The sequence below is a fragment of the Aggregatibacter sp. oral taxon 513 genome (genome assembly GCF_018128305.1).
Lineage (GTDB): Bacteria > Pseudomonadota > Gammaproteobacteria > Enterobacterales > Pasteurellaceae > Aggregatibacter > Aggregatibacter segnis_A.
This window is the reverse complement of the sequence record NZ_CP072381.1, coordinates 1016638-1040135: the sequence shown is the minus strand read 5'-3', so window position 1 is coordinate 1040135 and position 23498 is coordinate 1016638. Positions and strand designations below refer to the sequence as shown.

Sequence of the window (23498 nt, the reverse complement as noted above, 5' to 3'; positions counted from 1 at the left end):
AAAACACCTTTCTTATAACCTTGTTTTTCATCGTTTTTATTTTGTCTCTGATTGGAAATTACAATGGAAAATCAATCTTTTCTACAACAATTCTTTAAATTAAAAGAAAAAGGAACCTCGTCCAAAACTGAAATTATTGCCGGTATTACCACCTTTTTCACCATGGTGTATATCGTTTTCGTGAACCCGTCTGTGTTGGGGGATGCGGGCATGGATAAGCAAGTTGTCTTTGTGACCACTTGTTTAATTGCAGGCTTCGGTACGATTGCCATGGGGTTATTCAGTAACTTGCCTATCGCGTTAGCGCCGGCAATGGGCTTGAATGCCTTCTTTGCTTATGTGGTGGTCGGTAAACTTGGCTATTCCTGGCAAGTGGGCATGGGCACCATTTTCTGGGGTTCTGTCGGCTTATTGCTATTGACTCTCTTCCAAATCCGTTATTGGTTGATGGCATCTATTCCGCTCAGTTTACGGGTCGGCATTGGTGCCGGTATCGGCTTCTTTATCGCCTTAATCGGCTTTAAAAATATGGGGCTGGTCGTTGCGAATCCTGCAACGTTGGTTGCTTTAGGCGATCTACACAGTCCACAAGTGTTATTGGGCATCCTTGGCTTCTTTATTATCGTGGTATTGGCAGCACGCAATATTTATTCCGGCGTGCTAATTTCTATCGCTACAGTGACCGCACTTGCATTGTATTTTGACGAAAGCGTGATGTTTCATGGCATCGTTTCCATGCCACCGGCATTAACTCAAGTGGTTGGCCAAGTGGATATCGCCGGCGCCTTGGATACGGCACTTATTGGTATCATCTTCTCTTTCTTATTAGTGAACTTATTTGACTCGTCCGGCACCTTGCTTGGCGTGACAGACAAAGCAGGTTTTAGCGATGAAAAAGGGCGTTTCCCGAAAATGAAACAAGCCTTATATGTTGATAGCGCAAGCGCCGTTGTCGGATCGTATATCGGTACTTCTGCAATCAGTACTTATATTGAAAGTGGCGCAGGCGTATCGGTCGGCGGGCGCACGGGTATGACGGCGGTTGTTGTCGGGTTATTGTTTTTACTGACGATCTTCTTCTCTCCATTAGCCGGCATGGTGCCTGCTTATGCCACCGCGGGCGCATTGGTTTATGTGGGTATTTTGATGGCATCCAGCTTAATTAAAGTGCAATGGGACGACTTAACAGAAGCGACTCCTGCCTTTATTACGGCTGCGATGATGCCATTTACATACTCCATCACAGAAGGCATCGCTTTTGGCTTCATCAGCTATTGTGTGATGAAAGTCGGAACGGGGCGTTGGCGCGAAGTGAATGCACCGGTGTGGGTGGTTTCCTTATTATTCTTAATTAAATTTATCTGGGTAGGTTAATGATGCAAAAACTTCTTTTTATTTTAAATGAATCGTCATATGGCACAGAAAAAAGCTTCAACGCATTACGTTTAGCCGTGAATTTACAGGAAGAACATGGCAAGGAAGTGGAAATTAAAGTGTTCTGTTTTGGTGATTCGGTGTTAAGCGGCATTGCCGGTCAGCACCCAAATGAAGGTTCTAACGTACAACAAGTGATGGAAATCTTGGTGGCACAAGGTGCGGAAGTTAAACTTTGCACAAGCTGCACCAAAGCACGCGGTTTATTTGAAGCCAAATTAATTGACGGCATTACTCGCGGCACTTTAGATGATGTTTCCAAATGGACGTTATGGGCAGATAAAGTCGTTAATTTCTAACGAGAGTATTGGGCGGATTCGGTTCCGCCCTTATTTTATTCAATATTTTTCATTCTTTTAATCTTAACCATGCAACAACTCAATCCGATCTCCATTCCATTAAATGCTGTCAGCTTAATTGAAGCCTCTGCCGGTACAGGTAAAACCTACACCATGGGTTCCCTTTATTTACGTTTGTTACTGCAAGCGGGAGAAAATACCTTTCCTTATGCGTTGAATGTTGAGCAAATTTTGGTGGTGACCTTTACTGAAATGGCGACAGAGGAGCTGAAACGCAAAATTCGCGAACGTATTTACGATGCCAAACAAAAATTGACAGCTTATCAGCAGACACAAGATTCCGCGGTGTTTAAACAGGATGATTTTTTACGCGAATTGGTTGCGAGCATCACTGATTTACCTTTGGCGATTCAACGCCTGACTTTGGCGGAACAAAATATGGATTTGGCGGCGATTTATACCATTCATGGTTTCTGTCGCCGAATGCTGATGCAATACGCCTTCAATTCAGGCGTTCATTTCAATCTAGAATTGACTGGCGAAGAAGACGAGCTGTTGTTGCGCTTGGCACAAAAAATTTGGCGTGAGTATTTTTATTCACAGCCTTATGTGGTTGTCGAATTTATTCAAAAGAATTTGGTTTCGCCAAGCAATATTGTGACAAAAATCAAAAAATTTGCCGGAACCGAATTAAAACTTCCGGAAAAACGACCGCACTTTTTTGAGGGGACTTTCGAGAAATTTCTTTCAAAACTTACCGATTACTCGCAAGCATTAATCGCTCAAACGCAGGAATTAAAGCAAAAATGGCTAGAAAAAGAGGTGGAAATTACGGAGTTGATTGAAACAGAAATCAACACCAAATATAAGAATGCGAAAGAACAAAAATTAAACCGTCGCAGTTTCACATCAGCTAATCACCCGAAATGGCTTGCCGCTATGAAGCATTGGGCGGAAAACGAAAAAGCAGATTTTCCGGATTGTTTTTACCGCTTCGGGCAAACGGCAATGGACGAACAGAAAGGCGAGGAAGCACAGGAAGCTTTGAGCCATCCGCTTTTCATCAAAATTGATGAGTTGTTAGCATTTTCCGAACAACAGGCTTTACTATCTCAAGCGCTCTGGTTTCATTATTTAGAAACGCTGAATGGGCAGCTAGCCAAATACAAACTCAATCATAGCGAAAAAAGTTTTCATGATTTATTGCGCTTGTTAAAAGACGCCTTGTACCACCCGAATAATACTGAATTCGCGCAGATGATTCGTTATCAATTCCCGTTTGCCATGATTGATGAATTTCAGGATACGGACGCGGTGCAGTATCAGATCTTTTCTAAGGTATATGTAGAACCACAGCGATTAGATCCTGCGTCGGATAACGGCTTTATTATGATTGGCGATCCAAAACAGGCGATTTATAAATTCCGTGGTGCAGACATTTTTACTTACTTTAAAGCGGCTGATGAAGCGCAGCACCGTTTCAATTTAGGAAAAAATTACCGTTCTCACCAAGATGTGGTGCAATGTGTCAATCATTTGTTTGATTTTACCGAACAACCTCCGTTTTTATATGACAAGATTCAATTCCTACCGGTCGCAGCCAAAGACGATCATCCGCAATTTTGGTTAAACGGTGAACTGGAACCTGTCGTGCGGTTTTATGTGGATGAAGCTTCCGTAAAAGAGAATATGGCGAAAGCCTGTGCCATTTCTATTCAACATTGGTTGCAAAGTGCGGTGGAAAATACCGCCGATTTTCGTTCCGATGAAAAAGGCATCGAAAAAACGCTAAAACCGGAAAGTATTGCGGTATTGGTGCGTAGTCGCAAAGAAGCTGATTTGGTAAAAAATGCGTTACGTCGTCTTGGTATTGCTTCCGTGTTTTTGTCTGAAAATAGCAATGTGTTTGACAGTAATGCAGCAAAAGATCTGTTGTTAATTTTAACGGCATGTCTGAATCCGTTTTCTGAACGCAACATTTTAAATGCTGTTGCAACGGCGATTTTTGCGCAAACGGCGGCCGATATTCAGCGTATTCGTTTAGACGAAAACCGTTGGGAATATTGGGTAGAAAAATTTATTCATTATCAAAGAACGTGGCAAAAACAAGGTGTATTGGTGATGTTGCACCAGTTATTCCTACAAGAAAAAGTTACTGAAAAATTGTATCCCACCGTGGATGGTAAACGTCTGGTGACAGATTTGCTGCATTTAGCGGAGTTATTGCAAGAAGCGGCAACGTTGAACGAAAGTGAAGCCGCATTGTTACGTTGGTTTGAAAAGCAAATTCAAGGGGAAGATCGGCAAAAAGAGCAACAAGTGCGGTTGGAAAGCGAATTGCAGTTGGTCAAAATTGTCACGATTCATAAATCCAAAGGGTTGGAGTATGATTTAGTTTGGTTGCCGTTTGTCGGTTATGCCCCCAAATTTAGGTCTGAACACATTTCAACTTATTACGACCAAGATCGGGATGAGGTGCTGTGGGATATTGATGATTCTCATGGGAAGGATGTAAAACAAGAGGATTTTGCCGAACATCTTCGTTTACTCTATGTGGCGCTGACCCGAGCGAAATATCAGTTGAACATCGGTGTGCCGAAAACCTTTGAGAAAAAGTGGAGTGCCTTGTTATATGTGCTCACACAAGGAGACATTCAAACGAATGAGAATCCGACAGCCTACGATAGCTTGCCGCTATTAGAAAACTTGGTTCAACGCGCCCCGCAGGGAAGTGTGCAGATTTCTGAAACCACGGCATTAAAAGCACTAGATGAACCAATGCAGTCGGAGACTCAAACGCCATTAAACGCGGCAACATTCACTGGACATATTGAACAAAACTGGACGGTGACCAGTTTCAGCGCTATTGAGGCAATTCATCAAAATAAAAAATATTACAAAGAACAGCTAGCAGCAGAAAGTGCGGTCGCTTTTGAGCCTGTTTTTGATGGCGGCAACGATTACGATTTTAACGAGCAAGCGACAGAAACAATGCCTGCAAGCACTAGTCATGAATCTGCCTATCCGTTCGGTTATTCGCCTTTTGATTTCCCGCACGGGATTAAAATCGGTACCGCATTGCACCGTTTCTTGGAAAAATATGATTTTAGTCAGCCGTTAAATGAAGACAAAGTGCAAAAACTCTGCCAATGGCTACAGTTAGATGAAACGTGGTTGCCATCCTTACAACAATGGATGAACGCTATTTTAGATACGCCGTTAAGTGCGGATGATCCAACGTTGAAGCTGAATAATTTATCTCGCCAGCAATGTGTGAAAGAAATGCAGTTTTATTTGAAACTCAATCGGGTATTTGATGTGTCGGCATTTAATCGCGTGTTGCAAAAACATCACCGTTTGCCATCGGAAGCGCTGCAATTTGATGCGATTAAAGGTATGTTACGCGGTTTTATGGATTTGGTTTTCTGCCATAACGGTAAATATTATTTGGTGGATTACAAATCGAATTTCCTGGGTGTAGAGCCGCAAAATTACGTTGGTAAAAGCCTTGAGCAAGCCATGCTGGCAAACCATTACAACTGGCAATATTTATTTTACACGCTGGCATTGCACCGTTATTTACAACAACGTGACGCAAATTATGACTACGAAACCCATTTTGGCGGTGTGTTTTATTGTTTCTTACGCGGCATGAACGGTGAAAATCAGGGCGGTGTGTTTTTTGATAAGCCGGATTACGCGTTAATTCAGGCTTTGGAGAATTTATTCTGATGTTAGCTCTATTATCCCAACTCAAAGAAAAAGGCATTATTAACGCCGCCGACTATTATTTTGCCGAGTTTATTCACCGTAAACAGCAACCGTTTGATTATGCGCCCTCTGTGCAAAACTTGGCGGTCCTGATGGCGGCATTGTGTAATTTTAATTATCGTCAAGGCAACACCTGTCTTTTGTTGAACCAAGCCACTGAACAGGATTTATTTGGTTTACAGGATTATTTCAACGAACGTATTTATCTGACGGAAATTCAGCAAAAAATTGATTATTTGCCGATCTCCCAATGGCAATCTACCTTGCAAAAGGCGCAACACATCGCCTTTACGGATTCGCCATTACAGCAAATTGCGCCCTTGGTGTTGCAGTTTAATTGCTTGTATTTTTATCGTGTGTGGCAAGACGAATTTCGAATTGCCGATTACTTCAAAAGTGCAGTCTGTTTTGAGCCTGTTTTTTCAACCGAGCAACTCTCACAAATTGCCTCGATTCTCGATCGCTATTTTCAGGAAGAACAGGGGATTGATTGGCAAAAAATCGCCGTGGCTATAGCGCTGCGTCAGCGTTTTTGTTTAATTACCGGCGGGCCGGGAACGGGGAAAACAACAACCGTAACCAAGTTGCTTTTAACCTTGCAAGAACTGTATCAAAACGATTTGCGCATTAAATTGGTTGCGCCAACAGGTAAAGCGGCAGCGCGTTTAACGGAATCTATTGTGGATGCCGTGGAACGTTTAAAACAGACATTTGCACAGGAACCAAGTAAGCGGGAAATCGTCGAGAATTTAGCGATTCCGATGAACGCAGAAACGATCCATCGTTTGCTTGGTGTACGCTTTTTCAGTGAAGAAACCCGTTATCATGTGGACAATCCATTGCCGTGGGATGTGTTGGTGGTGGATGAGGCATCCATGATCGATCTCACCTTAATGGCTAAATTGCTTAATGCGCTCAAACCGGAAACCAAACTGATTTTGTTGGGCGATAAAGACCAACTTGCTTCCGTAGAGGCCGGTGCTATTTTGGGCGAATTAGGGCGTTTTGTGAATGCGGCAAAACCGACATACAGCTCGTCCATGGCGCAATATTTACAGGCAACGACAGGGATGACATTGCCATCAGAAGATAAGGTAAATGCTATTAGCGACAGTATTTGTTATTTACAAGTCAGTCGCCGTTTTGGGGCGAATCCGGAAGTGGGTGAGTTGGCAACGACCGTGAATTTAGGGGATGCGCTCAAGAGTTGGCAGTTATTACAACAATATCAGCAACATCAAGATAAGCATTGTGGTGTGTACTTAACGGATTTTGCGCATTATTTGAGTAATAAAGACGACGAGCAACAGCGTAAAGCTTGTGTGAAATTGATTGTCGATCGTGCTGCGGAAGAATATGCGCGCTATTTACAACAGATTCCGTCAGAGGGCGTTCTTCATGAAGATCAAGTGCGGTCAATTTTTGCCGCGTTTAACCGTATCCGCTTTTTAACCGCATTACGCGTAGGCGAGTTTGGTGTCGAGCAGTTAAACCTCGCTATTGCAGAAAAATTGCGTCAAAAACGGTTGTTACAATTTCATCAGGAACGGGAATGGTATATCGGAAAACCGATTATGGTTACACAAAATGACAGTAGTGTCGGCTTATATAACGGTGACATCGGTATTTATTTAGGTCATGGGCGCGTATGGTTTGAACAAGGACAAAATAGCTACAAAACGGTGCTGGCAAGCCGGGTGCCGAATCATGAGACCGCCTTTGTCATGACCGTGCATAAATCTCAAGGTTCCGAATTTCCACATACGTTCCTGATTTTACCGTTGGAGAATAGCCCGGTTTTATCCAAAGAGCTGGTTTACACGGGAATCACACGCACCAAAGATTTCCTCACGGTATTTGCATCGCAAAGTGTGTGGGAAAGTGCGGTGAAAAATCCGGTACAACGCCAAAGCGGATTAGGGCAGTTATTAGCAGAATAAAGGAAAATACATGACAAAATGGGATGAGCGTTACCAAACGGAAGAATATATTTTCGGCACGGAACCCAATGAGTTTATCGCCAGAATTCAGCCTTACTTGCCAACCTCGGGAAGAGCCTTAGATCTTGCCACGGGAGAAGGGCGTAATGGCATCTTTTTAGCCCGTCACGGATTAGAAACGGAAGGAGTGGATCTCTCTCAAGTGGGATTGCGAAAAGCACAAGCGTTGGCGCATCAGTATCAGGTACCATTCACGACGAGATTAGCCAATATTGCCGAAATGACGATGCCCACGGCGCATTATGCGGTGATTACGTCCGTCTTTTGCCATTTTATGGAACCGGAACGGACTCAAGTCATGCAACGTATTGTGAATGCCTTGCAACCGGGCGGCTTGTTTGCCGGCGTCTTTTATCATCCTGATCAACTTCGTTATGGCACCGGCGGGCCTAGCCATGTTGAAATGCTCGGCTCGTTGGAGGAGATGCAACAAGCATTATTGGGGCTGGAATGGCTATTGGCAGAGCATGATGTGCGAGAAATGAATGAAGGCAGCCGTCATGTTGGTGCCAGTTCTGTGATTTGCCTGTTAGGGCGCAAACCCTAGATTTTTTATTTGACGGTGAAGAATAAAAAGACAAAGTGCGGTCAAAATTTATCGTATTTTCCCTGTAAAACCGTTAGCTTTTCGGTGAAATTTTCTGTATAATCGCCCGACCCTGTAAATGCTGCGGATTCCCACCGCGCATTATTTTGTCGAGATCGCACTCGAAGGGGTGAAGATTAAGATAACTGGTTGTGCTTTTTTAAGCACTGGGTATTAATATTATTATATTGGTAATTAATTAATGAAAACTTTTGTAGCAAAACCAGAAACGGTTAAACGCGACTGGTATGTAGTAGATGCGACAGGTAAAACTTTAGGTCGTTTGGCGACTGAATTAGCGCGTCGTCTTCGTGGTAAACATAAAGCTGAATATACTCCGCACGTTGACACAGGTGATTACATCATCGTTATCAACGCGGACAAAGTTGCTGTAACCGGTAACAAAGACAGCGATAAAATTTACTACTGGCACACAGGCTATGTAGGCGGTATCAAACAAGCGACTTTCAAAGAAATGATCGCACGCCGTCCTGAAGCAGTGATTGAAATTGCGGTTAAAGGTATGTTGCCAAAAGGTCCATTAGGCCGTGCAATGTTCCGTAAATTAAAAGTGTACGCAGGTGCTGAACACCAACACGCTGCACAACAACCACAAGTATTAGATATTTAATCACGAGGTTTTAGGATATGGCAGAGAATCAAAACTACGGCACAGGTCGCCGCAAAAGCTCTTCAGCTCGTGTATTTATCAAACCGGGCAATGGTAAGATTGTTATCAACCAACGCGAATTAGACGTTTATTTCGGTCGCGAAACTGCTCGCATGGTAGTTCGTCAACCGTTAGAATTGGTTGAATTAACTGATAAATTAGACCTATACATCACTGTTAAAGGTGGTGGTATTTCCGGTCAAGCGGGTGCAATCCGTCATGGTATTACCCGTGCATTGATGGAATACGATGAAACCTTACGCCCAGCACTTCGTGCAGCAGGCTTCGTTACTCGTGACGCACGTCGCGTTGAACGTAAAAAAGTGGGTTTACATAAAGCACGTCGTCGTCCACAATACTCCAAACGTTAATTTTTATACGTTTTTCCAAAAAGCAGAGAGCAATCTCTGCTTTTTTTATGTGTGAAATTCAGCAAAAGTGCGGTGGGTTTTTAGAATGTTTTGAGATCCGCCAAGCCTTGTTATAATGCACGCCGTTTTAAGTAAAATCAGAGTAGAACATGAAAATTGCATTAAGTGTGGAATACGACGGAAAACAGTATTTCGGTTGGCAGAAACAAGAAAAAGTGGCAAGCGTACAGGCTGAACTGGAACGGGCGATTTCCACCGTTGCCGATGAAGACATTAGTATTTTCTGTGCAGGTCGTACGGATTCCGGCGTACATGCCACTGGGCAGGTGATCCATTTTGAAACGACTGCTAATCGTCCTGAGAAAGCCTGGAGTTTTGGTGTCAATGCGAATTTGCCCGATGATATTGCTGTGCGGTGGGCGAAAGTGGTTGATGATGATTTTCATGCCCGTTTTAGCGCTACTGCTCGTCGTTATCGTTACATTTTATATTGTAATAAACTGCGTTCAGCCATTTTGCCGCAAGGCGTGACCCATTGCCATTTGGAACTCGATCATCAATTAATGCACCAAGCAGGGCAGGCGTTGCTCGGTGAAAATGATTTCAGTTCTTTCCGTGCTGCGCAATGCCAATCCAACACGCCGTGGCGTAATGTGCACCATTTAAACGTCAGTCGCCAAGGGCAATATATCATCGTGGATATTCAAGCAAACGCGTTTGTTCATCATATGGTGCGTAACATTGTGGGGAGCTTGATTGAGGTGGGTTGCGGCAATCAACCGGTGGAATGGTTAGCTTGGTTATTGGCTCAGCAAGATCGTACTCTCGCCGCACCGACAGCTAAACCGGAAGGATTATATTTGGTCAATGTGCTTTATCCCGACCGATTTGCATTGCCGAAAATGCCGATGGGGCCATTATTTCTCGCAGATTAATTTAAAAATACTGGAAAAAGTGACCGCACTTTAGGTTGAAAAATAAAGTGCGGTCATTTTTTTATAAGAATTTTAGGTCAGTAATAAAGCTTGATATGGTTTTACCACCAACCTAATAGTTTCATCCATAAGCCACCGACACCAAACCATATAATGAGGGATACGATGGAGGTGGCGAAGCTGACGCCCCACCATTGACCGGTTGAGTTATAACCGGAACCATAGAGGGCTGGGCCAGGGCCGCCGGCGTATTGGGTTAAGCTCATTGAGAGGGTAGAGGTATAACCTAAGCCGAGCGCGGCAATAATCGGTGGTGTGCCAACGGCAATGGCTGCCGCAACGAATGCCAAGTACATGGCGGAAATATGCGCCATGGCAGACGCGAAAAAGTAGCGAGTGTAGAAATACACTAAGACTAAAATCGTAAAGGCAACCGGCCAACTGAATGCCCCCACCGAGGAGGAAATATGGCTGGAAATCCAAGCAATGGCACCGTATTTATTCAATGCATTTGCCATCATCACCAAAACTGCAAACCAGAACATGGTGTCCCATGCGGTGGTTTCAGCAACGATATTTTTCCAACTCATGATGTTGGTGAGTAACAAAATCACCAAACCGATAAAGGCGGAGACGGTTGCCGGAATATGGAAGACCAAATCACCTACGGTCCATAAGAACAACAATAAGATGAAATCAAGCGCCAAAATCCATTCAGCTTTGCTCATTGGCCCCATATTATGCAATTCTTCACGCGCCATTTCTGCCATTTTCGGTGTGTCTTTGAGTTCAGGCGGGTAAATCAAATAGACGAAATAAGGCAATACGATCAAACTGATAACGCCCGGTACGATGGCTCCTAAGAACCAAGTCATCCACGTAATTTCAACGCCTTGACCTTTGGCAAGTTCCGCGATTAACGGGTTGCCCGCCATGGCAGTGAGGAACATGGTACACACGATAGTGTCGATTTGTGATACGGCGATGGCAAGAAATGCACCGGCACGTCTGGCGGTTGGGCCGGGTTTGGAATCGTAGGCATCAGCGATGGATTGCATGATGGGATACATGATACCGCCACCACGCGCAGAGGCAGACGGAATCCCCGGGCCAATGACCACATCGGCTAATGCGATACCATAAGCAACGCCCATCATTTTTTTACCGAAACGCGCGACGAAATAGAGGGCAATGCGTTTTCCCAAACCGGTTTTGATGACCGCGCGAGATAAAAACATCGCAATGGCGATTAACCAAATGGTTCCGTTGGAGAAACCGGATAACATGCCCACTTCCCCTTTGGCGGGAGATAACGGTGTTAAGCCGGTTAAACCGCTAATGACGAGTGCGACTAATGTTGCTGCGCCCATGGGCATGGCTTTGGCGATAATCGCCACAATCGTGGCAACAAATAGGGCAAGCATACCCCATGCTTTGGCAGAAAGGCCTTCCGGTATTGGAATCAGCCAAATTGCCATCCCGACAATCACTGAAAGCAGTAACCCTTGCCATTTGAAGCCCATTTTTACTTCAATTGGCGCAATTGTTTTCCCTTCCATATAACTCCTCCGAGTTTATTAATTAGAGTGAGATTGCTCTCTACGGTGAATAATCCATTATTCATATGATTAAATTGAGTCCTTTCTCAAGGAATATAATATGCCTGTTGAACTAAAAAGCACAATAATGATGTGGAAATTAATGTCTTTTATTTTGAGGACTAAATTGGCGTAAAATGATGTCATCAAAGTGATAGAAGGAACGTGGAATGACCGAGTTAACCCAACAAGTTTTCGAGTATGTCTTCACCCAATATGGCATTAAACCGGAATATTTGTGGAAGACCCATCCAGATTATGCGGTGTTGCGTCATGCCGATAATCGAAAATGGTATGCCATTGTGATGAATGTCGAAAAATCGTCGTTGGGGCTAAGTGGCTCAGGGAAATTACCGGTGATGAACGTGAAATGTTCCCCTGAAATGCTGAGTTTATTTTTACCTCAATCAGGATTCCTACCAGCCTATCACATGAACAAAAATCACTGGTTGACGGTGTTGCTAGATGGCTCCGTAGAAAAAGACACTGTATTGTTTTTATTAAATGCCAGTTTTGATCTGACCGCTACACGACAAGTGAAGAAGCAACTGGGGATCGTGCGTTATACGGAATGGATCGTGCCGGCCAACCCGAAATATTATGATGTGGAGAAAGACTTGCGCGAAGGCGGAGAAATTTACTGGAAGCAGAGTAACAATATTGCGGTAGATGATATTGTGTATATGTACGTCACTGAACCTACAGGGGCTATTCGCTATAAATGTTTGGTGTTGGAGGTGAATATTCCGTATCATCAAAAACGTACGGATGATTTACAGGTGAAGCGGGTGATGAAAATTCGTTGCTTAAAAGAATATGATGAAAGCCTCATTCCACGCGCGAAAATGGGGCAATTCGGTGTTACTGCCGTACGCGGACCACGGCATATGCCTTATGCATTAAAACAGGAAATTGCGCTGTTGAGCGGAGAGTTCGTCGAAAAGTAAAAACACATTAAAAATAAACCGCACTTTGAAGGGATAAAATCAAAGTGCGGTTTGTTTTTAGGGGAAAATTGAAAGATTAATACATGCCTTCACGCTCTTCACGAGTGCTGATAAAGATATTTTTGACCTGTGTATAGGCGGCAAGCATCATTTTATGGGTTTCACGACCGATACCGGAAGTTTTGTAACCACCAAACGGTGCGCCGGCCGGTAAACGGTTATAGCAGTTCACCCAAACACGACCGGTTTCGAGCGCACGTGCAACCCGTAGTGCGCGGTTAATGTTATACGTCCACACTGCGCCACTAAGGCCATAATCGCTGTCATTTGCCATTTGGATCACATCTGCTTCATCTTTAAACTTGATCACCACAGCAACCGGACCAAAGATTTCTTCTTGCGCGACACGTTTTTTGTTATCTGGCGCCAAAATTAAAGTTGGTTGGAAAAATTCGCCTCGAGCCAATGCCGGATCGGTTGATTTGCCACCACCGAGGATAATTTGGCAACCTTCTTCTTTGGCAATATCCACGTATTTACTGATCACCTTAATTTGATTTCCGTTGACTTGTGCGCCCATTTGCGTGTCATCTTCCCAAGGCAAGCCGACTTTAACTTTCTTAAATTCTTCTTTTAATGCCGCGATGAATTTATCGTAAATGCTTTCTTGTACGAAGATCCGTGAACCGGCACAACACACTTGCCCTTGGTTGAAGAGAATCCCTTTTTGTGCGCCTTCTAATGCTTTATCAAATGGCATATCGTCAAAGAAAATATTGGCGGATTTGCCACCTAATTCCAAGGTGGATGGAATCAACATTTCAGCCGCAGCCATACCAATTTTTCGACCGATTTCGGTGGAACCGGTGAACGCCAGTTTGCTAAATCCCGGGTGACGTAACATATATTCGCCGGATTTGGAGCCCTTGCCGGTAATGACATTGAAAACGCCTTTCGGCAACAAATGATTAATCTTTTGCGCCAAGGAAAGCAGACTCAATGATGTGGAGGATGACGGGTGAATCACGACAGTACAACCTGCCGCCAATGCTGGCGCAATTTTCCATGCGGCCATTAAGAACGGGAAGTTCCACGGAATAATTTGACCAACAACGCCAATCGGTTCGCGTAAAATCAACGATAAGTCTTCGTTATCCAGTTGGTTTGCCACACCTTCTTCGGAACGAATCACACTGGCAAAATAGCGGAAATGATCTGATGCCAACGGAATATCGGCAGCGCGCGTTTCGCGAATTGGCTTACCGTTATCCAGCGTTTCTTGTAAGGCAAATAACTCGGTATTTTCGTCAATAATGTCTGCGATTTTATTTAAAATCGTGGCACGTTCTGTCGCACTGGTATTTTTCCAGGTTTTAAAGGCTTCTTTGGCGGCATTTACAGCAGCATCCACATCCGCATCGGTGGCGTCAATAAAGGTCGCCAATGCGTCTCCATTTGCAGGGTTATGGGCTGTTAAGGTGTTGCCTTCTGAGCCATCCGTCCATTCGCCGTTGATTAATAAACTGTAGTGTTTGTCAAAGACATTAAGATCTTTTGCCATCTGTTCTCTCCTTTTTTCTACGTTGTGAATCAAAGTGATATCCCCGATCTTTTACTGCCATCAGGCATTTAATATTTTGTCCTTAAAAGAGGGCCGTTTTTCAATTTGAACACAATGCAAGGCTTGAAACTGCGAGATAGATCACATTTTGGTGGTGATGAGGAAAGGTAGGAAAAATTAATGGCGGAGCAGATAATTGTTCATTGTTAATAAACAACCCTCAGCATGGCAATTTCTGCACTATCTGCTAAAATACGCCGCATTTTTCTATTGGATAAAAAGTGAATTAACATGAAATTTATCGTCAAATTATTTCCTGAAATTATGATTAAAAGCGAATCCGTGCGGAAACGGTTCGTGAAAATCCTGACCAGCAATATTCGTAATGTATTAACAAGGCATGATGATACGGTCACGGTAGTGAAACATTGGGATTACATTGAAGTGCGGTCGAAAATTGAGGCAAATTTTCCGATGCTCATTGAGCAGCTGCAACGCATTCCGGGGATTCACCATTTTCTGCAAGTAGAAGAGAAACCGTTTTCCAGCCTACATGATGTTTTTGAACAAACCTTGTCAGACGTGGCATCTCAGTTAGAAAACAAGACTTTTTGCGTGCGAGTGAAACGTAAAGGGAAACACGAATTTACGTCAATAGAAGCAGAGCGTTATATCGGTGGCGGATTGAATCAACATATTGCCAGCGCCAAAGTGCAACTGAAAAATCCTGATGTGACGGTGCGTATTGAAATTGAAGACGACAAAATGATGTTGGTACGTGCCCGTTATGAAGGCATCGGCGGTTATCCGATTGGCACGCAGGAAGATGTGTTGTCGCTGATTTCCGGTGGATTTGACTCCGGCGTGTCTAGTTATATGTTGTTACGTCGCGGTTCACGCGTGCATTATTGCTTTTTTAATTTAGGCGGTGCGGCACACGAAATTGGCGTGAAACAGATGGCGTATCATATTTGGCAACGTTACGGTAGTTCCCACAAAGTACGTTTCGTGGCGATCAATTTTGAAGGCGTGGTAGGCGAGATCCTCGAGAACGTAGATAACGGGCAAATGGGGGTGGTGCTTAAACGGATGATGGTGCGTGCAGCGTCTAAAGTGGCGCAACGTTTTGATATTCAGGCGATTGTGACCGGCGAGGCGCTAGGTCAGGTTTCCAGCCAAACCTTAACCAATTTGCGTTTAATTGATGAAGCTGCCGACGTATTGGTATTACGCCCGTTAATTACGCACGACAAAGAACAAATCATCGCCATGGCAAAACATATCGGCACCGATGACATCGCCAAATCCATGCCGGAATTTTGCGGCGTGATTTCCAAAAATCCGACAGTGAAAGCGATAAAAGCGAAAATTGAACAAGAGGAAGGCAATTTCAATTTTGCCGTGCTAGAAAGTGCGGTGGAAAATGCGCAATATTTAGATATTCGCCAAATTGCCGAGCAAACGGAGAAAGAAGTCGTTTCTGTGGATGCTGTGTCTGTGTTGAATGAAAATGATGTGATCATCGATATTCGTAGCCCGGAAGAAATTGATGAAAATCCGTTGCACATTGAACATCAAGCAATGATTCTGTTGCCGTTCTATAAACTTTCCAGTCAATTTGCCGAGTTAGATCAAAGCAAGAATTATGTGCTGTATTGCGAACGAGGTGTCATGAGTAAGTTGCAGGCATTGTATTTAAAAGAAAGCGGATTTAACAATGTGAGAGTGTTTAAGAAATAACTTTCTTTAATCATACCTCCAAAAGTGCGGTCGATTTTCAAAACGTTTTTACATTCGAAAAACAAGCTGAAAACCGACCGCACTTTTTTATTCACAATGAGATTTCAAACACCGAGCCGGCAGGAATGTCACGGCGCTGCATATTTTTACTGAAATGCACAATATTATTCTCACCCAGAATTTTCACCTGATTGCCGTTAATTAAAAACGCCGTGCCTTCCGGCATGGCGTAAATTTGTGCCGTTGGGTTCACCAGTAAAAATTCCTCAAAACGTTCTTCGCGGCTTTCCCCGTTATGCCCCGGCATTTTGCCAGAAATAAAGTGCGGATTGATTTGATAAGGGAATAGATTAAGCGCATCAAAAGATGGTGGATAGGTGATGGGCATATCGTTAGTGGTCATGATGGATTTGCTTGCCATATTGGCACCTGCGCTCCAACCGAAATACGGCGTGCCGCTTTTCACTTTTTCACGAATAATGTCCAATAAATCATGTTCATACATTTGCTTTAGCAAACAAAACGTATTGCCGCCACCAATGGCGATCACATCCGCTTGTTCAATAATGGCGCGGTGCGGTTTGCCATGATGTACTGACTGAATTTTCATATTTAAGGGCGCTAAAATTTGTTGCACTTTTTGTTCATATTGATCGTTAGTTTGACGCACACCTGCGTAAGGCACAAAGGCGATTTTCTTGCCTTGGTATGCTGCTAAAAAATCCTGTAACCACGGAATGGCATGTTCCAAATAGCCTGTATTGCCATAGCGAGAACCGCTAAGCAGTAACATTTTTTGCATAATTCAATCTCCTGATGAAATAACCTTCACCATTATGCTGAGTTATGTGTTTTTATTAAGCAAAAAATGTGAAATTTGTGATCTGCGTAGAGATTTAAGTGCGGTGAAAATTTTCGTTGTTTTTTCACCGCACTTTTTATTAAAGCGAGGTGGGTTCGGAATGTTCTTCTTCCGGCGATTCTAAGAGTTCACCTAGGAGTTCATCAATAGCGGAGCAGAGGAGCGCGCGATCGTGGCGATAGGAAATATCGTCTGCATTAAGACGGCCCGAAAGGATTTTGATCTCCATGGGTTGGCTATTTTGTACGGCATTAAAGGGCACAATTGCACCATCGATGATAGGTTGACCAACGGTTTTATTGATCCACTGAATGCGATCTGCAAGAGAAAGACTGGATGCCGGGCTGTGCTCAATACCTAAATTATCAATAAAGATCTTTTTTGCTTCGCTTTGTCGAAGTTGTTCGGTAATTTCCGGTAGAAGAATAGGCGGCATAATGCTGGTGAGGAAACTACCGGGGCCAAATAAAATCAGATCAGCTTCTTTTAGCGCTTGAATGGCTTCCGGTGTGGCGGTGACGTAAGGCACAAGAAAAATGGATTTGGGTAGTTCAGTTAAGCTATCGACGCTGACTTCGCCAACAACGCTGTTGCCACCGTTTAATACGGCCGCGAGGTGTACCGATTGCTCGGACATCGGGACAATAAAAGATTTTACATGCAATAATTCACGAATGAGATTGACTGCTTCCGTTGGGCGAATATGCATATCTTCCAAGGCTTTTAACATGAGATTGCCGAGGTTATGCCCCGCTAATTCGCCGTTGCCACCAAAACGATATTCAAACAATGCGGAGGCGGTGCTTGGTTCCGTGATGATTTGATTTAAGCAGTTACGTAAGTCTCCCCAGGCAATGCCACCTTGATTAGTGCGAATTCGGCCGGTTGAACCGCCGTTATCGGTGGTCGTAACAATGGCGGTAAGACGTTCTTTCAAAAAACTTAAAGAAGACATCACGCGGCCGAGTCCATGCCCACCACCAATAGCGACGACTTTTTTGAGTGTACTTAAATTTTCGTATTGTTGATATCCTTTAAAGTCCGCCATCTTATTTCCCTTATCAATTTTCGTGCGCAATTATAACCTGGTTTATGAGCCTGTACAGATTGGCAATTATTATTAGGTATATTAGTCATTGTTTTTGGGTATTTTATCAACGCTATATAAAAGTATATATAATTGATTTTAAAGAATTTTATGAATTTATAACCTAGATCAAATTAATTGATTGCTTTTGTTTTCGTGAATCTTTTACAATGCTGCAAAATTTATTAACCGCATGTAACTCCGAGCTTACTCACCTACGTTTTGTGCACAATGTGTTGAACACAAAATAGGGTGGTAATGCCAATAATACGAAGTCGGTATTATTCAGGGATACGTTGGAAACGATTTATCCTCTCCGTTTTTAGAAAGGTGTCAAATGCAAACCATTCCAATCAAAAATGTTGGCGCGGCTCAACTCGTTGATTCGTTCCAGCGTGAATACTACTATTTACGACTGTCGATTACCGATGTATGTAATTTTCGTTGCAATTATTGCCTACCTGACGGTTATCAGCCTGAACCTAATAAGCCGAGTTTTTTAACCTTGGACGAAATTCGTCGCTTGGTCAGTAGCTTTGCTGTGATGGGAACGGAAAAAGTCCGTATTACCGGTGGCGAACCGACCTTACGTAAAGACTTCCTGCCAATTGTCGAAAGCATTCGTGGCATTGACGGTATCAAACAAATTGCACTGACTACAAACGGTTTCCGTTTGTTTAAAGATGTGGCCGATTGGAAACAAGCCGGCGTAACGTCTATTAACGTCAGCGTGGATAGCCTAGATGCAAGAATGTTCCAGCGTATTACCGGCGTCGATAAGTTTGATGACATTATGCGTGGTATTGATCGCGCTTTTGAATGTGGCTATCAAAAAGTCAAAGTCAATTCTGTCTTAATGAAAGATTTGAATGATAAAGACTTTTCCGGTTTCTTGGCATGGATTAAAAATAAACCGATTCAAATGCGTTTCATCGAGTTGATGCAAACCGGTGAAATGAATTCTTTCTTCCAAAAACACCATTTATCGGGACAGATTTTAGAACAGAAACTCTTGCAAGACGGCTGGCAATTGCAGATAAAAAATCGTTCTGATGGCCCGGCAAAAGTTTTCCGTCACCCGGATTATATGGGCGAAATCGGCTTAATCATGCCTTATGAGAAAAATTTCTGCGCCAGCTGTAACCGTTTGAGAGTTTCTGCCAAAGGGAAATTGCACCTTTGCTTATTTGGTGAAGAAGGGATTGATTTACGTGATTTGTTACAATCTGATGAGCAACAAATGCTTTTGCAATCAAGAATTTTCTCAGCGTTACAAGGTAAGCGTGAACATCATTATCTGCATGTCGGCGATAGCGGTGTGCGTAATCATTTAGCCAGTATCGGCGGTTAATTTACGTCGATACTGAAAACATCAAGAAAACCAACCGCACTTTTAAATTATCATGACCACATTTACTCACATTAATGCGAATGGCGAGGCGAATATGGTGGATGTTTCCGCCAAAGCCGACACGGTTCGTGAGGCGCGTGCTGAAGCCTATATTCGTATGGCGCCGGAAACCTTACAAATGATCCTCTCCGGACAACATCACAAGGGCGATGTGTTTGCTACCGCTAGAATTGCCGGTATTCAAGCCGCAAAACGTACTTGGGAACTAATCCCTCTGTGTCATCCACTTTTACTTTCAAAAGTCGAAGTGAGTTTGAATGCACTTCCTGAAACCAATCAAGTACGCATTGAAAGCCTGTGTAAATTGAGCGGTAAAACCGGCGTAGAAATGGAAGCCTTAACTGCCGCAAGCGTTGCCGCATTAACCATTTACGATATGTGCAAAGCAGTGCAAAAAGACATGGTGATTGAAACGGTACGTTTGTTAGAAAAGAGCGGTGGAAAATCCGGGCATTTTATTGCGGAGGGGAAATAATGTTACGTGTTTTATTTTTTGCTCAAACTCGAGAATTAATCGGTTTGGATGCCATTGAAGTAAACGAAAATTTCGCCACGGTAGAAGAATTACGTCAACATCTTGCGGCGAAAGGTGATAAATGGGCATTGGCGTTGCAATCGGATAAACTTTTGGTGGCCATTAATCAAACCTTAATGCCGTTAGAAAGTGCGGTTCAAAATGGCGATGAAATTGCGTTTTTCCCACCGGTGACCGGGGGCTAAATGAACGATATTCAAATTTCTGTGCAAGAGCAGACGTTCGATCAAAATGCCGTTTATCGCTGGTTAAGTGAAGAAAATTCGGTTGGTGCCACAGTGATGTTTGTGGGCAAAGTGCGTGATATGAACTTAGGGGATGAAGTCAGCAGTTTGTATTTGGAACATTACCCGGCGATGACGCATAAAGCCTTGATGGACATTGCTCAACAGGCAAAAGCGCGGTGGGATTTACAAAAGATTTCTATCATTCATCGTGTAGGTGAATTGAATACCGGTGATGAAATTGTGTTGGTGGGAACAGCTTCTGCGCATCGTGGCGATGCTTACCACGCGAATGAATTTATTATGGATTATTTGAAAACCAAAGCGCCTTTTTGGAAAAAAGAACAAACCGAAAAAGGGGAGCGCTGGATTGAAGGTCGCGACAGTGATTATGCGGCTGCCGATAAGTGGAAATAAGAGATCTCATTGATTTTACCTATTCGTATTTGAAAAAGAAAAATCCGTTTTTTATAAAACGGATTTTTTATGCTTATTAAAAATAAAATATCATGCCTTTTCTTGGAAAAGACATGACGCTTTATGCTAGAATAGTCGACCATTTTTCCCGATATGAGGCATATCGGTTAAATATTTCAATTATTACCAAGTCGTCGGAGGAATAGATGACAAGTTCTGCAAATAAACGTTCTGTGATGACGCTATTTTCAAATAAAACCGATATTTATTGTCACCAAGTGCGTATTGTGTTGGCTGAGAAAGGCGTAGCTTATGAAACGGAAATTGTAGATCCGCAAGCATTATCAGAAGATTTAATGGAACTCAATCCGTACGGTACCGTGCCTACGTTAGTTGATCGTGATTTAGTGCTGTTTAATTCTCGCATCATTATGGAATATTTGGACGAGCGTTTTCCGCATCCGCCATTAATGCCGGTTTATCCGGTGGCTCGCGGAAAAAGCCGCTTGCTAATGTTACGTATTGAGCAAGACTGGTATCCAACGTTGGAAACCGCGCAAAATGCCGCTTCCGAAACTGAACGTGCGAATGCGTTAAAACAATTGAAAGAAGAAATTCTTGCGATTGCACCGATTTTTAATCAAACCGCTTATTTTATGAGTGAGGAATTTAGCTTAATTGACTGCTATGTAGCACCGTTACTATGGCGTATGCAGGAATTGGGTGTCGAGTTCAGCGGTGCTGGCAGCAAAGCAGTGAAAGCCTATATGTCTCGTATTTTTGAACGCGATTCTTTCTTGCAATCCGTGGGCGAATTAGCGCCGAAAAACTTAATGGATGAAAAATAATAGGGGACCAAATGGAATATAAATCATCCCCGAAACGTCCTTATTTATTAAGGGCTTATTACGATTGGTTGGTCGATAATGATTTCACACCGTATTTGGTGGTTGATGCCACTTATTGGGGCGTGAAAGTGCCGGTAGAGTATGTCAAAGATGGACAAATTGTGTTGAACTTGTCTGCTAATGCCACCGGAAATTTACAGTTAACCAATGATTTTATTCAATTCAATGCCCGTTTTCGTGGCGTGCCACAGGATATTTACATTCCAATGGGGGCAGCATTAGCAATTTATGCGCGTGAGAATGGCGATGGCGTGATGTTTGAGCCGGAAGAAGCTTATGATGATCATCCGGCGCAGGCAGAAGAACAACCAATTGGGTTTGAGAAAGCTGTCGATAAAACGGATAGACCGAAAAAGGCGGAGAAATCTACATCTCACTTACGCATTGTTAAATAGTTGCTCGATCATCAGATTAAAAAAACACAGAAAAAAGATACCGCACTTAGGTATCTTTTTTGTTATTCAAAGCATCAAAAGTGCGGTCAATTTTAAATGTGTTTTTTAAGCATAAAAAATCGCCTTGTTTTTAACAAGGCGATTCTGTGTATCATTAAATTAGAAGTTTGCGTTGCGTGGTGCTCGCGGGAATGGAATTACATCACGAATGTTTTGTAAACCGGTAACATAAACAATCAAACGTTCAAAACCTAAACCGAAGCCGGAGTGCGGTACGGTGCCATAACGGCGCAAATCGCGGTACCACCAATAATCTTCAGGGTTTAAGCCCATTTCTGCCATACGTTTATCCAGCACATCTAAACGTTCTTCACGCTGTGAACCACCGATAATTTCACCGATTCCCGGTGCTAACACGTCCATTGCAGCAACGGTTTTTCCGTCATCGTTTAAACGCATATAGAAGGCTTTGATGTCTTTCGGATAGTTTTTCACTACAACAGGCGATTTGAAATATTCTTCTGCTAAATAGCGTTCGTGCTCGGAAGAAAGGTCGATCCCCCAAGAAACCGGGAATTCGAAAGTTTTGCCTGATTTCAATAAAATCTCAATCGCATCGGTGTAATCTACTTGTGCAAAATCGGAATGAATGAAACGTTCCAAACGATTAATGACATCACCATCAACATGTTTAGCAAAGAATTCTAGGTCATCACGACGTTCGGCTAAAACGGCACGAAAAACGTATTTCAACATATCTTCAGCAAGTTTTGCGTTGTCTGCGAGCGTTGCGAAAGCCACTTCCGGTTCAATCATCCAGAATTCTGCTAAGTGACGAGTTGTATTGGAGTTTTCAGCACGGAACGTTGGACCAAACGTATAGATTTTACTTAACGCACAAGCGTAAGTTTCACCGTTTAATTGTCCGGATACGGTTAAGAACGATTCTTTACCGAAGAAATCTTGGCTAAAATCCACCGCACCTTTATCTGTGCGCGGTAAGTTTTCTAAATCTAACGTAGAAACGCGGAACATTTCACCCGCACCTTCCGTGTCGGAAGCAGTGATTAATGGCGTAGCAACCCAATAAAAACCTTGTTCATGGAAGAAACGATGAATTGCTTGTGCTAAACAGTGACGCACACGGGCAACAGCACCAATGATATTAGTACGAGGACGTAGATGCGCGACTTCGCGTAAATATTCGATTGAATGGCGTTTTGCTGCCATTGGATAGGTTTCCGGATCTTCGACCCAACCGGTGACTTCGACACTTTCAGCTTGTAATTCGACCGCTTGCCCTTCTGCCGGAGATTCTACAACAGTGCCGGTGACAATCACGGAACAGCCGGCTGTTAAGCGTAATACTTCAGATTCATAGTTAACGATATCATTATTTACGATAGCTTGAATGGGAGCAAAGCAAGAACCGTCATAAACGGCGAGAAAGGATAGGCCTGCTTTGGAATCGCGACGAGTACGCACCCAACCGCGTACAGTCACTTTTTCGCCAATTGCAATTTTGCCTTGTAGTACATCTACAATTGATGCAATTTTTGTCATATATACCTCAGAATTAATGCTTTTTTAGAAACCGCGTTAGTTTACCTCAAGTTCGAAAATTTTCAAAAATCTATCCGGTGGTTTTTATTTTTGTGACAGGAGGCGCAGATTTAAAGCAAATTTCTTGAGTAAAAAGAGTTAACTGGTATAACTACGTTCGTCAAATTAATTATGATAATAAATA

General features: G+C 43.2%; 21 protein-coding genes and 1 riboswitch. Of the genes, 16 read left to right on the top strand and 5 right to left on the bottom strand.

All coding sequences use genetic code 11. The annotated features are described in order from the left end of the window. The first annotated feature begins 63 nt into the window (after positions 1 to 63). The 8 genes from J5A60_RS05010 (at position 64) to truA (ending at position 10066) form a co-directional block, all read left to right on the top strand. Positions 64 to 1374, top strand: coding sequence for an NCS2 family permease (locus J5A60_RS05010; RefSeq protein WP_212509651.1), 1311 nt, complete (start codon positions 64 to 66; stop codon positions 1372 to 1374). A 2-nt stretch (positions 1375 to 1376) separates the two neighbouring features. Beyond that, positions 1377 to 1733 (top strand): DsrE/DsrF/TusD sulfur relay family protein, encoded by a 357-nt coding sequence (locus J5A60_RS05005; protein WP_212510748.1) that lies wholly within the window; start codon positions 1377 to 1379, stop codon positions 1731 to 1733. Positions 1734 to 1802: 69 nt separating this feature from the next. After that, positions 1803 to 5465, top strand: a complete 3663-nt coding sequence (gene recB / locus J5A60_RS05000; RefSeq protein ID WP_212509650.1) for an exodeoxyribonuclease V subunit beta — start codon at positions 1803 to 1805, stop codon at positions 5463 to 5465. Continuing rightward, positions 5465 to 7444: an exodeoxyribonuclease V subunit alpha gene (recD, locus tag J5A60_RS04995; protein WP_212509649.1), complete on the top strand. Its 1980-nt coding sequence runs from the start codon at positions 5465 to 5467 to the stop codon at positions 7442 to 7444. Before recB ends, recD begins: the two co-directional genes overlap by 1 nt. Positions 7445 to 7454: 10 nt before the next feature. Beyond that, positions 7455 to 8051: a bifunctional 2-polyprenyl-6-hydroxyphenol methylase/3-demethylubiquinol 3-O-methyltransferase UbiG gene (locus J5A60_RS04990; RefSeq protein WP_212509648.1), complete on the top strand. Its 597-nt coding sequence runs from the start codon at positions 7455 to 7457 to the stop codon at positions 8049 to 8051. A gap of 241 nt (positions 8052 to 8292) precedes the next feature. Beyond that, complete coding sequence (gene rplM / locus J5A60_RS04985) at positions 8293 to 8721, top strand: 50S ribosomal protein L13 (RefSeq protein ID WP_006718336.1); 429 nt, start codon at positions 8293 to 8295, stop codon at positions 8719 to 8721. A 17-nt stretch (positions 8722 to 8738) separates the two neighbouring features. Then, positions 8739 to 9131 carry a 30S ribosomal protein S9 gene (rpsI, locus tag J5A60_RS04980; protein ID WP_006718334.1) on the top strand — a complete coding sequence of 131 codons (393 nt, stop codon included), beginning with the start codon at positions 8739 to 8741 and terminating at the stop codon, positions 9129 to 9131. 149 nt (positions 9132 to 9280) lie between these two features. Next, the gene (truA, locus tag J5A60_RS04975) at positions 9281 to 10066 is read left to right on the top strand and encodes a tRNA pseudouridine(38-40) synthase TruA (protein WP_212509647.1); all 786 of its coding nucleotides are present in this window, start codon (positions 9281 to 9283) and stop codon (positions 10064 to 10066) included. Between the two features lie 101 nt (positions 10067 to 10167). Here the strand turns inward: truA and J5A60_RS04970 are convergent, their stop codons facing one another. Continuing rightward, positions 10168 to 11625 (bottom strand): DASS family sodium-coupled anion symporter, encoded by a 1458-nt coding sequence (locus tag J5A60_RS04970; RefSeq protein ID WP_109103823.1) that lies wholly within the window; start codon positions 11623 to 11625, stop codon positions 10168 to 10170. A gap of 209 nt (positions 11626 to 11834) precedes the next feature. On the opposite strand from J5A60_RS04970, the gene J5A60_RS04965 reads away from it, so the two are divergent. Continuing rightward, a complete protein-coding gene (locus J5A60_RS04965) occupies positions 11835 to 12611 on the top strand; it encodes an MmcQ/YjbR family DNA-binding protein (RefSeq protein ID WP_212509646.1) in 777 nt (258 codons plus the stop codon). Between the two features lie 76 nt (positions 12612 to 12687). Here J5A60_RS04965 and J5A60_RS04960 read toward each other — a convergent pair whose 3' ends face one another. Further along, positions 12688 to 14172, bottom strand: a complete 1485-nt coding sequence (locus J5A60_RS04960; RefSeq protein WP_212509645.1) for an aldehyde dehydrogenase family protein — start codon at positions 14170 to 14172, stop codon at positions 12688 to 12690. 291 nt (positions 14173 to 14463) lie between these two features. On the opposite strand from J5A60_RS04960, the gene thiI reads away from it, so the two are divergent. Then, positions 14464 to 15912 carry a tRNA uracil 4-sulfurtransferase ThiI gene (gene thiI / locus J5A60_RS04955; RefSeq protein ID WP_212509644.1) on the top strand — a complete coding sequence of 483 codons (1449 nt, stop codon included), beginning with the start codon at positions 14464 to 14466 and terminating at the stop codon, positions 15910 to 15912. 91 nt (positions 15913 to 16003) lie between these two features. Here the strand turns inward: thiI and pepE are convergent, their stop codons facing one another. After that, the gene (gene pepE, locus J5A60_RS04950; protein WP_212509643.1) at positions 16004 to 16714 is read right to left on the bottom strand and encodes a dipeptidase PepE; all 711 of its coding nucleotides are present in this window, start codon (positions 16712 to 16714) and stop codon (positions 16004 to 16006) included. Positions 16715 to 16853: 139 nt separating this feature from the next. Beyond that, positions 16854 to 17822: a uridine diphosphate-N-acetylglucosamine-binding protein YvcK gene (gene yvcK, locus J5A60_RS04945; protein WP_212509642.1), complete on the bottom strand. Its 969-nt coding sequence runs from the start codon at positions 17820 to 17822 to the stop codon at positions 16854 to 16856. A gap of 226 nt (positions 17823 to 18048) precedes the next feature. Next, positions 18049 to 18210, top strand: a riboswitch (molybdenum cofactor riboswitch). Between yvcK and moaA the strand changes: the two genes are divergently transcribed. From moaA to J5A60_RS04915, 6 genes are all read left to right on the top strand, one after another. Then, complete coding sequence (moaA, locus tag J5A60_RS04940) at positions 18199 to 19212, top strand: GTP 3',8-cyclase MoaA (RefSeq protein ID WP_212509641.1); 1014 nt, start codon at positions 18199 to 18201, stop codon at positions 19210 to 19212. (Overlaps the previous riboswitch by 12 nt.) 52 nt (positions 19213 to 19264) lie before the next feature. Continuing rightward, positions 19265 to 19747, top strand: a complete 483-nt coding sequence (gene moaC, locus J5A60_RS04935) for a cyclic pyranopterin monophosphate synthase MoaC (RefSeq protein ID WP_212509640.1) — start codon at positions 19265 to 19267, stop codon at positions 19745 to 19747. Beyond that, positions 19747 to 19992 (top strand): molybdopterin synthase sulfur carrier subunit, encoded by a 246-nt coding sequence (moaD, locus tag J5A60_RS04930; RefSeq protein WP_109858816.1) that lies wholly within the window; start codon positions 19747 to 19749, stop codon positions 19990 to 19992. The genes moaC and moaD overlap by 1 nt, the downstream gene beginning before the upstream one ends. Next, positions 19993 to 20448, top strand: a complete 456-nt coding sequence (gene moaE / locus J5A60_RS04925; protein ID WP_109103816.1) for a molybdopterin synthase catalytic subunit MoaE — start codon at positions 19993 to 19995, stop codon at positions 20446 to 20448. A gap of 206 nt (positions 20449 to 20654) precedes the next feature. After that, the gene (gene sspA, locus J5A60_RS04920; protein ID WP_006718306.1) at positions 20655 to 21296 is read left to right on the top strand and encodes a stringent starvation protein SspA; all 642 of its coding nucleotides are present in this window, start codon (positions 20655 to 20657) and stop codon (positions 21294 to 21296) included. 11 nt (positions 21297 to 21307) lie between these two features. After that, positions 21308 to 21751, top strand: coding sequence for a ClpXP protease specificity-enhancing factor (locus tag J5A60_RS04915; protein ID WP_212509639.1), 444 nt, complete (start codon positions 21308 to 21310; stop codon positions 21749 to 21751). 159 nt (positions 21752 to 21910) lie between these two features. Here the strand turns inward: J5A60_RS04915 and asnS are convergent, their stop codons facing one another. Then, a complete protein-coding gene (gene asnS / locus J5A60_RS04910; protein WP_048750409.1) occupies positions 21911 to 23314 on the bottom strand; it encodes an asparagine--tRNA ligase in 1404 nt (467 codons plus the stop codon). Positions 23315 to 23498: the final 184 nt, after the last annotated feature.